General features: G+C 52.9%; 13 protein-coding genes and 1 other annotated feature. Of the genes, 4 read left to right on the top strand and 9 right to left on the bottom strand.

Going from position 1 to position 13,905, the window contains the following annotated elements; all coding sequences use genetic code 11:
- The 8 genes from mtnB to FHS18_RS12275 form a co-directional block, all read right to left on the bottom strand.
- Entirely contained in the window at positions 1 to 648 is a 648-nt protein-coding gene (gene mtnB, locus FHS18_RS12310) for a methylthioribulose 1-phosphate dehydratase (protein WP_183600331.1), read from the bottom strand.
- Positions 645 to 1,340 (bottom strand): 2-hydroxy-3-keto-5-methylthiopentenyl-1-phosphate phosphatase, encoded by a 696-nt coding sequence (locus FHS18_RS12305; protein ID WP_183600330.1) that lies wholly within the window; start codon positions 1,338 to 1,340, stop codon positions 645 to 647. The genes mtnB and FHS18_RS12305 overlap by 4 nt, the downstream gene beginning before the upstream one ends.
- The gene (locus FHS18_RS12300) at positions 1,340 to 2,569 is read right to left on the bottom strand and encodes a 2,3-diketo-5-methylthiopentyl-1-phosphate enolase (protein ID WP_183600406.1); all 1,230 of its coding nucleotides are present in this window, start codon (positions 2,567 to 2,569) and stop codon (positions 1,340 to 1,342) included. Before FHS18_RS12300 ends, FHS18_RS12305 begins: the two co-directional genes overlap by 1 nt.
- A 5-nt stretch (positions 2,570 to 2,574) precedes the next feature.
- Positions 2,575 to 3,459, bottom strand: coding sequence for a pyrroline-5-carboxylate reductase (gene proC / locus FHS18_RS12295; protein ID WP_246427600.1), 885 nt, complete (start codon positions 3,457 to 3,459; stop codon positions 2,575 to 2,577).
- A gap of 21 nt (positions 3,460 to 3,480) precedes the next feature.
- Complete coding sequence (locus tag FHS18_RS12290) at positions 3,481 to 4,728, bottom strand: glutamate-5-semialdehyde dehydrogenase (protein WP_183600328.1); 1,248 nt, start codon at positions 4,726 to 4,728, stop codon at positions 3,481 to 3,483.
- 46 nt (positions 4,729 to 4,774) lie between these two features.
- On the bottom strand, positions 4,775 to 5,881 hold the full coding sequence (gene proB / locus FHS18_RS12285) for a glutamate 5-kinase (protein ID WP_183600327.1): 1,107 nt from the start codon (positions 5,879 to 5,881) through the stop codon (positions 4,775 to 4,777).
- A gap of 90 nt (positions 5,882 to 5,971) precedes the next feature.
- Positions 5,972 to 6,201: a binding site (T-box leader), on the bottom strand.
- A 54-nt stretch (positions 6,202 to 6,255) separates the two neighbouring features.
- On the bottom strand, positions 6,256 to 7,461 hold the full coding sequence (locus tag FHS18_RS12280; RefSeq protein WP_281378722.1) for a pyridoxal phosphate-dependent aminotransferase: 1,206 nt from the start codon (positions 7,459 to 7,461) through the stop codon (positions 6,256 to 6,258).
- Positions 7,462 to 7,582: 121 nt separating this feature from the next.
- A complete protein-coding gene (locus tag FHS18_RS12275; RefSeq protein WP_183600326.1) occupies positions 7,583 to 8,032 on the bottom strand; it encodes a hypothetical protein in 450 nt (149 codons plus the stop codon).
- Between the two features lie 121 nt (positions 8,033 to 8,153).
- On the opposite strand from FHS18_RS12275, the gene FHS18_RS12270 reads away from it, so the two are divergent.
- Positions 8,154 to 8,951 carry a carbon-nitrogen family hydrolase gene (locus tag FHS18_RS12270; RefSeq protein WP_183600325.1) on the top strand — a complete coding sequence of 266 codons (798 nt, stop codon included), beginning with the start codon at positions 8,154 to 8,156 and terminating at the stop codon, positions 8,949 to 8,951.
- Here the strand turns inward: FHS18_RS12270 and FHS18_RS12265 are convergent.
- Complete coding sequence (locus FHS18_RS12265; protein ID WP_183600324.1) at positions 8,948 to 9,844, bottom strand: LysR family transcriptional regulator; 897 nt, start codon at positions 9,842 to 9,844, stop codon at positions 8,948 to 8,950. The two genes, FHS18_RS12270 and FHS18_RS12265, sit on opposite strands and share 4 nt — an antisense overlap.
- Before the next feature lie 163 nt (positions 9,845 to 10,007).
- Between FHS18_RS12265 and leuC the strand changes: the two genes are divergently transcribed.
- The 3 genes from leuC to FHS18_RS12250 all read left to right on the top strand — a co-directional run bounded on the left by leuC (position 10,008) and on the right by FHS18_RS12250 (position 13,895).
- Entirely contained in the window at positions 10,008 to 11,429 is a 1,422-nt protein-coding gene (gene leuC, locus FHS18_RS12260) for a 3-isopropylmalate dehydratase large subunit (protein WP_183600323.1), read from the top strand.
- 38 nt (positions 11,430 to 11,467) lie between these two features.
- Positions 11,468 to 12,061, top strand: a complete 594-nt coding sequence (gene leuD / locus FHS18_RS12255) for a 3-isopropylmalate dehydratase small subunit (protein WP_183600322.1) — start codon at positions 11,468 to 11,470, stop codon at positions 12,059 to 12,061.
- Between the two features lie 319 nt (positions 12,062 to 12,380).
- The gene (locus FHS18_RS12250) at positions 12,381 to 13,895 is read left to right on the top strand and encodes an N-acetylmuramoyl-L-alanine amidase (protein ID WP_183600321.1); all 1,515 of its coding nucleotides are present in this window, start codon (positions 12,381 to 12,383) and stop codon (positions 13,893 to 13,895) included.
- Positions 13,896 to 13,905 lie beyond the last annotated feature (10 nt).

The following is a 13,905-nucleotide window of genomic DNA, read 5'->3' as shown; positions in this document are numbered from 1 at the left end:
TTATTTGCGCTTAAGCAGCTCCCAGCGGTACACGTATTCGAACAGAAACTCGAAAGCTTCGAGATGACGCTTCGCTTCGAAGGCATTCGCGCCCCACGCGTAGATACCGTGTTTACGCAGCATAATGCCTGGAATCCGCGGATCCAGACGCTCGGTAACCTCCGGTACGATCGACGGGACATGGGCAAAGTTCGAGACGATCGGAATCTCGATCTGCGCTTCCTCATCCCAGATGTTGAACGCCTTGATCAATTCCACGCCATCCACCGGAATCGATTTGCGTTCCCAGAACAGCTCCGATACGAGGCTATTGAATACGCTGTGGATATGAAAAATCGCGCCGCAGCCGGTCATTCGATAAATCTCGCAATGAATGGAAGTTTCTGCGGAAGGCTTCAGGCGCGTCGTCTCGCAGGGTTTACCGCTCTGATCCACGAATAGGAAGTCTTCCGGCGTCGAGAGCGATTTGTCCTTGCCGCTCGCCGTAATGGCGAAGTGGAACTCATCCGGAGCATAATCGCCTACACGGATCGAGAGATTCCCGCTTGTGCCAGGGAACCAGCCTTTGCTCGCGAACAGGCTTTTGACTTCGCTTAATTCGGACAATGCGCGCTGCTTGTCCTCTGTTGAAATTGCTGCAAAGCTCATTGCTGCTTAGCCTCCTTATTTTGCATCGTCGCCACGATATCGTGGAAATTCTCAAACTCGTGGTGGGCGAGGCCCAGCTCTTCGCATTTGGTCGTCAGATGCGAACGGGAGAACACCACATCGGCAATCTTGGCGCCTTCGAAATCCGTTACGCTGTCTCCAATAAGTATGCGGTGATGGCGGTCGGTCGGGAAACGGTGCATAATCGTCGGCTTGCACATTCCGCAGTTGTTGGAGCACTTGTCGCCACATGGATGCGGCCACGTAATCTCGATTCGGTCGCCGGTGAAGTCACTGCCGTTGCAGTAGATATGATCTTCCGGAATGCCGAAACGGGCTAAGACCGGATAGACGAAGAAGTCGATTCCGCCGCTCGTGACGTAGAACTCGATGTCATGCTGGCGGGTGAACTCGAGCATCTGCTCGAATCCTTCCCGGATCCGCACGTTGCTGATCGCGTAATCGATCACTTCGTCCTTCATGGAAGTCGGAAGCAGCCGGAACAGCTCGCCTACGCCTTCCTGGATCGATTTGCGCTGCTGAATGATGTCATCGACGATCGTTTCCCAGCCTGGCGGGTTAAAATGTTTAATAATCGCGACGATATTGTCATTGACCGTAATCGTCCCGTCAAAATCGCAGAAAATGACATTCTGTTTGGTCGTGGAAAGAATCTCTTGCTGCTGTGTCATTACTCCTTAAACCCCCACAATTGTATCGCGGCTTGTAACGCTTCATTGCCTGGTCTGCTCGCATATTCCGGTAGCGAAGTTCCTTCCAGAGCCGCGAGAATCGCTTGACGGAAGGCTTGTCCGCCCGCTGCCGTTCCTTGCGGATGGCCATGAATGCCGCCGCCGGCATTAACAACCACTTGCTGTCCGAAATCACGCAGAATGAGCGGCACTAACCCCGGGTGTATCCCGGCTGACGGAACCGGCATGCTCGCCTTAACAGGGAGTGCAGGATCGATCAGCGCTGCTTGGACGGCCAAATTCTCTTCCTTCGGCATCACAACAGAACCGTAAGGGGAAGGGAAGAGCACGAGGTCGGCACCGGCAAGACGCATCAGCTTGCCGAGCAGGAGCGGTGCGGCAATGCCGTAATGCGGGGACGGGTAGAAGGCGCCCGCAAGCGCCGGATGCGCCGCGATCGGCACGTTGATCTCCGGATCGCTGCTCAACATATGTAGTGCGTCATAACCGTAAGCAAGGACGTTGAAGAGCAGGGCGTTAGCGCCGGCTGCAATCGCCCGCTTGGCGTTCGCCGCCAGGTTGGCCGTAGGACCGGTAAGATTCACGGCATAGAGCAGCTTTTGACCGGTTTCGCGCTCCGCAAGCCGCGCTGCCTCCATGCAAGTCTCCACTCGTTTCTCCAGCGGAGTGAGCGGGTTCTCGAACAGAATCTCATCGTCCTTGATCAAGTCTACGCCGCCGAGCGCCTGGCGGTAGAACTGCTCGCGAAGACCTTCCAGGTCATGGCCGATAACGGACTTGAAGATGCTCATGAGCAGCGGGCGGTCTTGAACGCCGAGCAGTTCACGGACACCTTCGATTCCGAATTTCGGGCCAGGGAAGGCCGAAACAAAGTTCGGCGAGAAATCAAGATCAAGCAGCTTGATCTTGCCGTCCATCGAGAGTTTGCCGAACACGGTGACTAGAAGGGCAGGAATATCGCGGCTGAAATTAATCTCCGGATATGCGATACGAATATCGGCATAGCGCTCGCCTGCTGCGCCTGTCTTGGATTCGTGCACCGTTACGGAGACGACCTTGCCGAGGTGCTTCTCCATTTCGGCTTTACGCGCTTCGGGCAGTTCGGTCCAGCTGCCGACCGTAAGGCCGACAGCGATTCCGAGCGCTTTTTTGTCAAAATCGGCTTTGTCATCATAGCAACGGTATGTTGCAACACACATTTGATCCATGCTCATTATTTCATAGCGCTCCTTTCGATTTCTTCGCCCATCTCAGCTGCTCGTTCGGAAGCGCGCTTAATGGCTTGTATTACGCCTTCGCTAAATCGGTAGCTCTCCATAACTTCGAGCGCAGCTTGGGTCGTGCCGTTCGGAGAAGTAACTTTGCGGCGGAGATCAGCCGGCGTCTCCCCAGTGGCCTTAACCATATGCGCGGCGCCGAGCACGGTCTGAATCGTCATCTCTCGCGCAGCTTCAGGCGTCAGTCCGAGCTGCTTGCCGGCTTCGACCATCGCTTCCATCATATAATAGATATAAGCAGGACCGCTTCCGGATACGCCTGTAACGACATCAAGCAGCGATTCCTCTACAATTGTAGCCATGCCGATGGCCTCGAACATGGCAAGGGCGATTTGGCGCTGATCATCGTTGACGGATTGGGAGAAGCTAATGCCAGTGGCACCAAGGCCTATTGTACTCGATGTATTGGGCATCGTGCGAACAATCGGCTGAGGCTGTTCGAGCAGTTGTTCGATCGTCCGGATCGAAAGCCCCGCGATGACGGAGACGACAAGCTGGTTCGGCTTAATGAATGCACTTAGCTTGCGCAGGGCTTCGGCGGCGTCCTTCGGCTTCATTACCAGGAAGATGACATCGGCATCCTGGAGCATATCGAGTTGTTCTTCCTCAACATTGGAGACGCTGACGTTATACCTGGATTCGAGTTCCTCTAAACGTTGGGCATTGCTGCGATTGAACATTCCAATCAGCGACGAATCTGCTAGACCGCGGGCGAGCAGCCCGCGTACGATCGCTTCGGCCATGGACCCTGCGCCATAGAAGCAGAGCCGTAAGGAACGAATCGACGATTGGATATCGGTAGAAGAGATCAATGAAGACATGTTTTGCACCTCCATGGGATATTATCCGCGGATTTGTCCGCTGCCAACAATACGGTATTTCGTTGAAGTCAAGGCAGGTAGACCCATCGGGCCTCTGGCATGGAGCTTCTGGGTGCTGATCCCGATCTCAGCGCCGAAACCGAACTCAAAGCCGTCCGTGAATCGGGTAGAGGCATTATGATACACGGCCGCAGCATCGACTTCTTGCAGGAATTGCGAGGCGTGCTCCGCGTTCTCGGTCACGATGCACTCGGAATGTTTCGTGCCATAGGTATGAATATGCTGCAAGGCTTCTTCAATATTGCGTACGATTCTGACGTTCAAAATATAATCGTTATATTCGGTTGCATAATCTTCATTGGTTGCCGCGGTGGCAGTCGGGATAAGTTCAAGCGTCCGCTCGCAGCCGCGCAGCTCGACATTCGCTTCTTGGAACTTGGCGGCCAAGTCTGCCAAATGCGATGCTGCGAACCGCTCATGAACGAGCAGCGTCTCCATGGAATTGCAGACGGAAGGGCGCTGTACCTTCGCATTGAAGGCGATCGCCGCAGCCATCGTTTCTTGGGCGCTCTCATCAATGAAGGTATGACAGATGCCGGCGCCGGTCTCGATGACTGGCACGGTGGCATTCTCTACGACATTGCGGATTAAAGAGGCGCCGCCCCGCGGAATGACGACATCGAGCAGCCCGTTCAGCTTGAGCATTTCGTCTACCGATGCGCGGCTAGGATCTTCGACCAGCTGAAGCGCCTCCACAGGCAGCGCGGAGCGGGAGAGCGCCTCGCGGAGCACTTCGACGATCTTGCTATTGGAGGCCAGAGCAGCGGAGCCGCCGCGCAGCACAACGGCATTGCCGGTCTTGAGGCACAAGCCTGCGGCGTCAACGGTAACGTTAGGGCGAGCTTCATAGATAATGCCGATAACGCCAAGCGGTACCGATATTTTCTCAATGTGCAGCCCGTTCGGCCGATCGATCGATTCCAACACATGACCTACAGGGTCTGGCAGTTCGACAATTTGGCGGAGACCTTCGGCAATACCAGCAATCCGGTCAGGGTTAAGCGCAATCCGGTCTAACAAGGATTCGCTTGTACCGTTGTCGCGGCCCCGCGCCAAATCTTCTGCATTAGCCGCTATAATGGCTTCCGACTCTTTCACCAGCGCGTCGGCCATCAGCAGCAAAGCCTCATTCTTCTGGGCGGTGCGCAGCTTGCCCAACTGTGTCGTTGCTTGCCCTGCAAGCGTTGCTTTCTCACGTACTTCGCTCATCTATTCTCGTCCTCCTCGAATTATAGTCGTAGTTTGTCACAGTCGCTTACGCTAAAGTGACCCACTCGTCGCGATGAATAACTTCGATGCGGCCGACGTCCACGCGACGGCGAACCTCATCCGTACCAAGCCCCATAGCCGCCTGCACTTGCCATGCGGCATAATTGACGACGCCGCGGCCGATCGTATGTTGCTCTTGATTCACGACCTCGACCACATCGCCAGGGTGGAAATCGCCATTCGTGGATAAGATCCCCGCGGGCAGCAGACTTTTGCCGCCTGTCGTTACTGCGAGCTCGGCGCCGCGATCTACGGTGATGCGGCCTTTGACTTGCGAGTGGTAGCCGAGCCATTGCTTCTTCATGGGCAGATTATGTCCTTGCGCGGTAAAATAAGTCCCGCGTCCGGTTCCTTCCACGGCGAGCAGCAGATCCCCATTCTCGACGACACGGCCGATAAAAGCAGGGACGCCGCCCCGCATCGCGATGCGGGCCGCTTCGATCTTTGAACGCATGCCTCCCGTTCCTACGGAGGAGCCTGAGCCGCCGGCAATTCGCATAATATCCTCGGAAATTTGCTCCACGCGATCGATTCGAGGCGCGGCAGGATTCTTGCGAGGGTCTTCCATATAGAGGCCGTCCGTATCGGTCAAAATCACGAGATGGCTCGCTTTCAACAAATTACCGACGAGGGCGGACAGCATGTCGTTATCGCCGAATTTGAGGTCCAACTCATCCGTGGAGACGGTATCGTTCTCGTTGATGATCGGAAGAATGCCTTGACGGAGCAGCTCTTCGATGGTCATCTGCGCATTCTGGATCCGCCGGCGGTTCGAGAAGTCTGCCCGAGTCAGCAAGATCTGGGCGACACCGATCCCATAAGCGGCGAAAGCCTCTTGATAGGCTTGCATAAGGAGCGCCTGACCTACCGCGGCGGCCGCCTGTTTCTCATGAACGAGCTTCGGTCTTGTTTGATAGCCGATGCGACGGAAGCCTGCAGCGACCGCGCCAGAGGTAACGAGCAGCACCTGCTTGCCGGTCTTGCGAATGGAGGCAAGCTCGCTTGCGAAAAATGAAATTTTGTTCCGGTTCAGTCCGCCTTCGTCCGAAGTTAGCGAACTGCTGCCGATTTTGACGACGACACATTCCGACATGAGCCTAATTCCTTCCCCCATGAAATGATGATGACCTTACATCTAACTGACATGTACGGTAAAATAAAAACACTTTCATCCTTTACTCTCATAAAGGACGAAAGTGCAACTTCCGCGGTACCACCTTTGTTGACCGCATAATCCACGTATTAATGGCAGGCGATCCAGCTTTAACCTGATAACAGCAGGCGCTGTCCGATTCATCATCGGCAGTTCAGGGGTAGGGTTCTACGTATACGGCGATAAATTCTCCCAGCAACGAATTTACTCTCTGTGCACCGTATGCAAGTACGTATACTTGGCCCCATCATCACGTTACATGTTCAGTTTCAATTAGCATATCATGCATGCGCGGCGCCTGTAAACAGCGAGGATTAACCTTTCTGTCCGAACAGATTAAGCTTGCCGATCCGATAGACAGCTTCTTTCAGCCGCTCTTCGGGAGCGAGTAGACCAAGGCGTACATAGCCTTCTCCATGCTCGCCGAAACCGATCCCCGGCGCTACGACGACGTCTGCCTGCTCGAGGACAATATCCGCGAATTGCGCCGAAGTATACCCTTGCGGAACAGGCAGCCAGCAGAAGAAGGAACCGCCTGGCTTCTCCGCTTTCCAACCGATCTCGTCGAGCGCTTGGAATAACGCATTACGGCGCGATTCATAGGTTTGCCGCAAGTCGGCTACACAATCTTGCGGCCCGGTCAGGGCTTCGGCAGCAGCGGCTTGAATGCCCCCGAACAGACTGCAATAGTAATGGTCTTGAATCAAATTGATTAAGCCGACTACTTCGGCGTTGCCAAGCGCGAAGCCGACACGCCAACCTGCCATATTATAGGTTTTGGAGAGGGTGTAGAACTCAACGCCTACTTCTTTGGCTCCCGGCAGCTGCAAGAAGCTGACCGGCTGATTGCCGTCAAACCCAAGCGCTCCGTATGCAAAATCGCTCGCTACGACGATATTATGCTTGGAGGCGAACTCGATTGTTTTCTTATAGAATGCCTCGTCGGCTACGGCTCCAGTCGGATTGTTCGGGTAGTTAATGAACATGAGTTTGGCTTGATCCGCAATGTCGCTCGGCACCGCGCTGTAATCCGGCAGGAAGCTGTTAGCGGAAGTAAGAGGCATATGGAACATGCTGCCGCCGGCCAGGGCAACGCCAGACCAATAATCCGGATAACCCGGATCCGGAACAAGCGCGATATCGCCTGGATTGAGCAAGCACTGACTGATCTCGATCAAGCCTGTTTTGCCGCCGAACAAGATGGCTACTTCTTTCTCCGGGTCAAGTTCTACGCCGTAGTCTTCCTTATAACGCTTTGCCACAGCTTCCTTAAGAAAGGCAAAACCGCTAAAAGGCGGGTAGCGGTGATAAAGCGGATTGGGCGCAGATTCTTGCAGTTTCGATACGATATGTGCAGGCGTCGGCTGATCCGGATTGCCCTGGCCCAAATTAATAACGTCTTTGCCTTTGGCCGCTTGTGCGTTGGCCTTGCGGACCAGACCCGCGAAAAACTGCGTCGGCAGTCCTGTCATTCGATCCGCGGGTTCAACTTTCATATGTAAATGATTCGCCTGGTTCATTTCTCTTCACTCCATTCACGTGCATACATTGCTTTACTGTACCATGTTTATAAATCCGTGTCGATAGATCGGATTAATGGCGGAGTGAAGAGAAATGACAGGCTGAACGACTGAATCGGTTTTAGACGCCGACGAGCTTCAGGAACGGTTTAATGTCGCCCTTGAACTCGAGCAGGAACGGTTTGCGGTTCTCATCGAACACCAGCAATAACGTTGGTTTATCAGGGCAATAGAATAAGAACACATCGCTCGTCGTAATATTCTCCGCGCCTGCCTTCACAGGAGTTGGCGCTGCCAGAGGGATTCGGAACACGTAGCCGCACTTGTCAGCAGGCTGAAGCTGCGGGGCGAGCTTTGATACGGATCCGAGCCAAGTCTTTGCGTATTGCTGGTACTCATTGCTGTTGGGAATCGTCTTGATTACCTTGCCTGCGGTTACGTCGAATACCTGCACCGGACGAAGCGGAGCCGGCGTTTCGCTTGCAGCAGCAGCCTGGGCTGCGTAAGGAAGCAACAACAATAAAGCGAGCATAATGACAGCCTTTGACCATTGCAACTTCGCACGCAGCATGAATGATGTCTCCTTTGGGCTTAAGTAATGGCCTGACGCTTATTAAACTGCCCAGCTTGACACGGAAGCATGAGAAGGTATCATAAGGGAAAATGGTTGATGGGACAGGAGACGAATGATCATGACGACGAACAATCTAAGCTTGGCGCTCATTCAGATGCATGTGGAAGCGGGCAATCCGGAAGCGAATTTCATTAAATTGGAACAAATGCTCGAACAGGCGGTGCAAGGGGAGCAGAAGCCCGACGTTATCGTGTTTCCAGAGATGTGGAATACTGGTTACGCGCTTGAACAGATTGAGGAAATCGCCGATCCGGCAGGGGAGCGGACGAAAGCGCTGCTTTCATCCTTCAGCAAAAAACACGGCGTCCAGCTCGTTGGTGGCTCCGTGGCGGAGAAGCGCGATGGCGGCGTGTTCAATACGATCTACGTCTACGATGAGTATGGCGAACTGCAATCCGATTACTCCAAAATTCACCTGTTCCGCCTGATGGACGAAGAAAAATATTTGGCCGCGGGTGATCGCCTGGGCAAGCTTACGGCAGGCGGCGCGGACGCCGGCATGATGATCTGTTACGACATCCGTTTCCCTGAACTGGCGAGGGCTCTTGCGCTGTCTGGCGCCAAGCTGTTGTTCGTTCCCGCCCAATGGCCGAATCCGCGTCTGCACCATTGGCGTACGCTTTTGCTCGCGCGCGCCATCGAGAACCAGATGTTCGTTATCGCCTGCAACCGTTGCGGTACGAGCGGTACGACTTCGTTCTTCGGACATTCCATGATTATCGATCCATGGGGCGAAATTATCGCGGAAGCAGGCGATGAGGAGACGATCGTGCGAGCTTCGATCGATCTTAATCTGGTCGATCAAGTACGTTCCAAAATCCCCGTCTTCGAGGATCGTCGCCCGAACCTGTATTAATCTTCATAATTCTCTTCGAGCGTCAGCTTCATGGTGTCAATGAACGCTTCGGAGGCTTTGGATAGATACCGGCCTTTGCGGCTTGCGATAACGAGCGTCCGGGATGGGGCAGGCTCGAGCGGAAGGTAGACGGGCGTATGGGTGCTCCACTTGGCCCGCGTCATCATTTTCGGCACGAAGGCAATGCCCATCCCGGCAGCGACGAGCGATTGTACGGTCTCGATATTGCTGCTCTCGAAGACAATGTTCGGCTCGAAGCCGCCTTGTTCGCACAGCTCTAGCGTAATTTGCCGGAACCCTTGTCCCTTTTTCAGGACGATGAATGGTTCTTTAGCCAAACGAGGTAACGGAATAGGCGTACTATTGTTAGCTAGCGGGTGAGCCGGAGGGACGGCAAGGCAAATTTCTTCCTCAATAATTGGTTCCCATGATAAAGCGGGATCTATCGGAAGCGACAGCAAGCACAGATCCGTTTGGCCGCTTGCAGTGAGCTGTTCCAGTCGTGAAGAGGTATCTTCAACTAACGCAACTTCGATATTCGGATATTTCTTGGCGAATACAGGCAACACAAGGGGAAGAACGTGTGATCCGGTCATTGGCAAACTGCCCACGACAAGCTTGCCTTTGCGCATATGGGCGTGGTCGTCTAGCTCTTGTTTAAGCTGCTCGATACTGTCGAGAATGTTCTGGGCTTTATCGACGAATACGGAACCGGCATGTGTCAGCTCGACGGAGTTGGTCGTCCTTCTGAATAGCAAGACGCCCAATTCCTTCTCCAGCTTGGATAGCTGCTGGCTTAATGAAGGTTGTGCGATATGGAGCTTCTCGGCTGCGCGCGAGAAGTTCTTTTCTTTGGCAATTTGAATGACATACTGGAGCTGACGGAATTCCATAACTTACGTCCCCTTAATAGTACAATTTTTATGTATAATTACATCATAGGCCATTCCTATTACTGTTATAGATATTATATCTTAGATCAATTAAGAAAGAAATGCTATTATGACGTTATTAGAAGAAAGCGACGAGATAATCGAACTTATGAGGTGATTATACATGACGACAAGAACATTGTTTGAGAAGATCTGGGACAACCACGTCATTTATTCCGAGGCTGGCAAGCCTAGTATTTTGTACATTGATTTGCACCTGGTGCACGAGGTTACTTCTCCTCAAGCCTTCGAAGGACTGCGGATGTCAGGCCGTAAGGTTCGTCGCCCGGAACTTACATTCGCTACAATGGACCACAACGTGCCGACGAAAGACCGCTTCAACATCACGGATCCAATCTCCAAGCAACAGATCGACACGCTGACTCAGAACTGTAAGGACTTCGGCGTTACGCTGTATGACCTGGACAGCATCGACCAAGGCGTCGTACACGTTATGGGTCCAGAACTTGGTCTCACGCACCCAGGCAAAACGATCGTTTGCGGCGACAGCCATACTTCGACTCACGGCGCATTCGGTGCACTTGCATTCGGTATCGGCACGAGCGAAGTTGAACACGTTATGGCTACGCAATGTTTGCAACAGGCAAAACCGAAAACAATGGAAGTTCGTTTCAACGGCAGCCGCAAGCCGGGCGTAACGGCAAAGGACTTGATCCTCGGCGTTATCGCTCAATACGGCACGGACTTCGCAACTGGCTACGTTATCGAATACACAGGCGAAGCGATCCGCTCGCTCTCCATGGAAGAGCGCATGACCGTTTGTAACATGTCCATCGAAGGTGGCGCGCGCGCTGGCCTGATCGCTCCGGACGAGACGACATACGAATATCTGCGCGGCCGCGAATTCGCTCCGCAGGGCGAGTCGTACGACCAAGCTGTAGCGGTATGGAGTCAGCTTGTTACCGATGAAGGAGCAACGTACGACACGGTCGTTGAATTCGACGTCGATTCGTTGATCCCGCAAGTCACTTGGGGCACTTCGCCAGGTATGGGCACGGACATCACGTCCAACGTTCCGGTACCAGCTGAACTGCCGACTGAGAATGAGCGTAAAGCGGCTGAAGCAGCGCTTGAATATATGGGTCTGACACCTGGCACGCCTATGAGCGAAATCGATATCGACTATGTATTTATCGGTTCCTGCACGAACGGCCGTATCGAAGATCTTCGTGCTGCCGCTGAGATCGCAAAAGGTTATAAAGTCAGCGAGAAAGTAACGGCGATCGTCGTTCCTGGCTCGGGCCGCGTTAAGATTCAAGCGGAAAAAGAAGGTTTGGATAAAATTTTCACTGAAGCTGGTTTCGAATGGCGCGATGCAGGCTGCTCGATGTGCCTTGCGATGAACCCTGACGTATTGAAGCCAGGACAACGCTGCGCTTCGACTTCCAACCGTAACTTCGAAGGCCGTCAAGGCCGCGGCGGACGTACGCATCTGGTATCGCCGGCCATGGCAGCAGCAGCTGCGATCATGGGCAAATTCACAGACGTACGCGACTGGAAAATCAAGTCTGAAGTGAGTGCTTAACTAACAACGGAGTTTTATAACGAGAGGAGTTACCTACTATGCAAGCTTTTACAAAATTAACGGGGCTCGTTGCTCCGGTTGACCGGGTTAACGTCGATACAGACGCCATCATTCCTAAGCAATTCTTGAAGCGCATCGAGCGCAGCGGCTTCGGCCAGTTCTTGTTCTACGAATGGCGCTGGGATGAACAAGGCGAAGTCATTCCTGAGTTCAGTCTGAACCAACCGCGTTACCAAGGCTCCTCGGTCTTGATTTCGCGCGCGAACTTCGGCTGCGGATCTTCCCGCGAGCATGCTCCGTGGGCGATTCTTGACTACGGCTTCCAGGTTGTTATTGCACCTTCGTTCGCGGATATCTTCTATAACAACTGCTTCAAGAACGGCATTCTGCCGATTCGCCTAAGCGAAGAGCAGGTTGAAGATTTGTTCCAACGTACGCAAGGCACTGAAGGCTACAAGCTGAATGTCGATCTAGAGAACAAGAAAATTACGGATGACCAAGGGCTCGAAATCAATTTCGATCTCGATGAGCACCGTCGTCAATTCTTGTTACAAGGTCTGGATGATATTGGTCTTACGCTTCAGCACGAGGACAAAATCTCTGCTTACGAAGCAACTCGCGTAGCGTTCTAGTTTTACCTGAAGAGGAAGTGCAACCCTCGACTATTTTGGCTCCCGGCTTTGTCCGGGGGCTTTTTTGTTGTTCGGCTGCTGGCTTATCTTACGAGCGTGCAAGGTGAGACACGATAGGACAAAATTTCCTGCGTGTCCGCAACTTTTTATGACAAATTGCGTCTATGTATTCGTCTGTAAGTGTCGGCTTTTATAAGGTAGTAACTGCTTTAATCAGCCGTTAAGTACTGCTTATCGGACGGACAAGCCTTTAAGAGGTTGGAAGATGTCTGATAAGCGAGGCTTAAGACAGGCGAAAAATCAGTCATCGAGGTGAAAGATGAAGAAGCTTGTATCCGCTGTAATGCTGTTGTCGTTGGTTTTTTCACTATTGTACGGCGTAAACGGTGCGCAAGCCGCAGCGGCAGTAACACCCAAGTTATACTTGAACGGCAAACTGCTTCAGTCGTCAGCTGAGCCGAAAGTTGTCAGTCAGACGACGCTTGTCCCGATCCGGACGGTTTCAGAAGGAATCGGATTCCAAGTGTCCTGGACAGGCAAGAACGTTCAGGTGAGTGATGGGAACAGCAGGAACATCGTACTTACGTTCGACAGCAAGACAGCGCTCGTGAACGATCAGACCATCACATTGGATGTTGCTGCAACCGTCGACAAAGGAACGACTTATGTTCCGCTACGCTTTGTAAGCGAGCAGCTGGGACTCAGCGTGTATTGGGACCAGCCGACCAAATCGGTTCATCTGTATCAGGTTGACACGCCGACAGAGCCTAATATCGAACCTGGCGAACCAGGTGCGGGGAACGGTACCGATACGGGTACATCCGATGGTTCTTCGGGAACGGGCGGAGACACAAACGAGGATGGCAGCAGTGACGATGGTGTACCAGGTTCAGAAGCGAGCGCCACGTTGAACGCCATTGATTATGACGGATTAAGCTCCATTTTCCTTTCCTATGACGGAACAATCGGCGACATTAAGACGCAGCTGCTTCACAGTCCCGAGCGGATTGTGATCGACCTCCCTAATGTATCGTTCAGCTCGTCATTCTCACCAGGTTTCACATCAGCATCCAAGCTTGGCGAAATTCTTGTTGACTCACATGTCTCGATGCAGAAGATCAGATATTCGCTGTTCTCGGACAAGCCCGAAACGGTCCGCATTGTGCTGGATGTCACGACTGCGACGAATTACGAGATCGCCCGCGAGGATGGTGCCATCCGAATTAATGTATTGGATCCGGTAAGCACAGGAACACCTACAGTACCGACCACACCGACAACGCCGGATACGACCGACGACGGTATTTATACGGTTGTCATTGATGCAGGGCATGGTAATCATGATCCTGGCGCCGTGGCGAATAACCGCAAAGAGAAGGACTTTAATCTAGCGCTGTCGCTTAAGGTCAAAGCACTTCTTGACAAAGAAACGAAAGTTAAAGGGATTCTGACACGTTCCACCGATATATTCCTGGAGTTGGATGAGCGGGCTCAGTTCGCGAACAAAGCTAAAGCGGATTTATTTATCTCTATTCATGCGAACAAAGCAACGGCGAGCGCCAGCGGGACAGAAACGTACTATTATCATTCCTATAGCAAATCATTCGCTGACATCGTTCACAAGCATTTGCTCAAAGCGACTGGATTGAAGGACCGCAAGGTCAAGCAGAGCGGTTTCGCCGTCATTAAGAAGACGACGATGCCAGCAATTCTGCTCGAAAGCGGATTTATCTCGAACACGACGGACGTTTCCGTATTGTTCAGCGAAGCGAAGCAAAACCAAATGGCGCAAGCAATCGTCACAGGTATAAAGGAATATCTGAAATTAAACTAGGAGGGCTCGG

Source organism: Paenibacillus phyllosphaerae, from assembly GCF_014192105.1.
In the GTDB taxonomy this organism is placed as follows: domain Bacteria; phylum Bacillota; class Bacilli; order Paenibacillales; family Paenibacillaceae; genus Paenibacillus_Z; species Paenibacillus_Z phyllosphaerae.
Note: the sequence above shows the minus strand (reverse complement) of the source record. Positions and strands in the feature narration are given on the sequence as shown.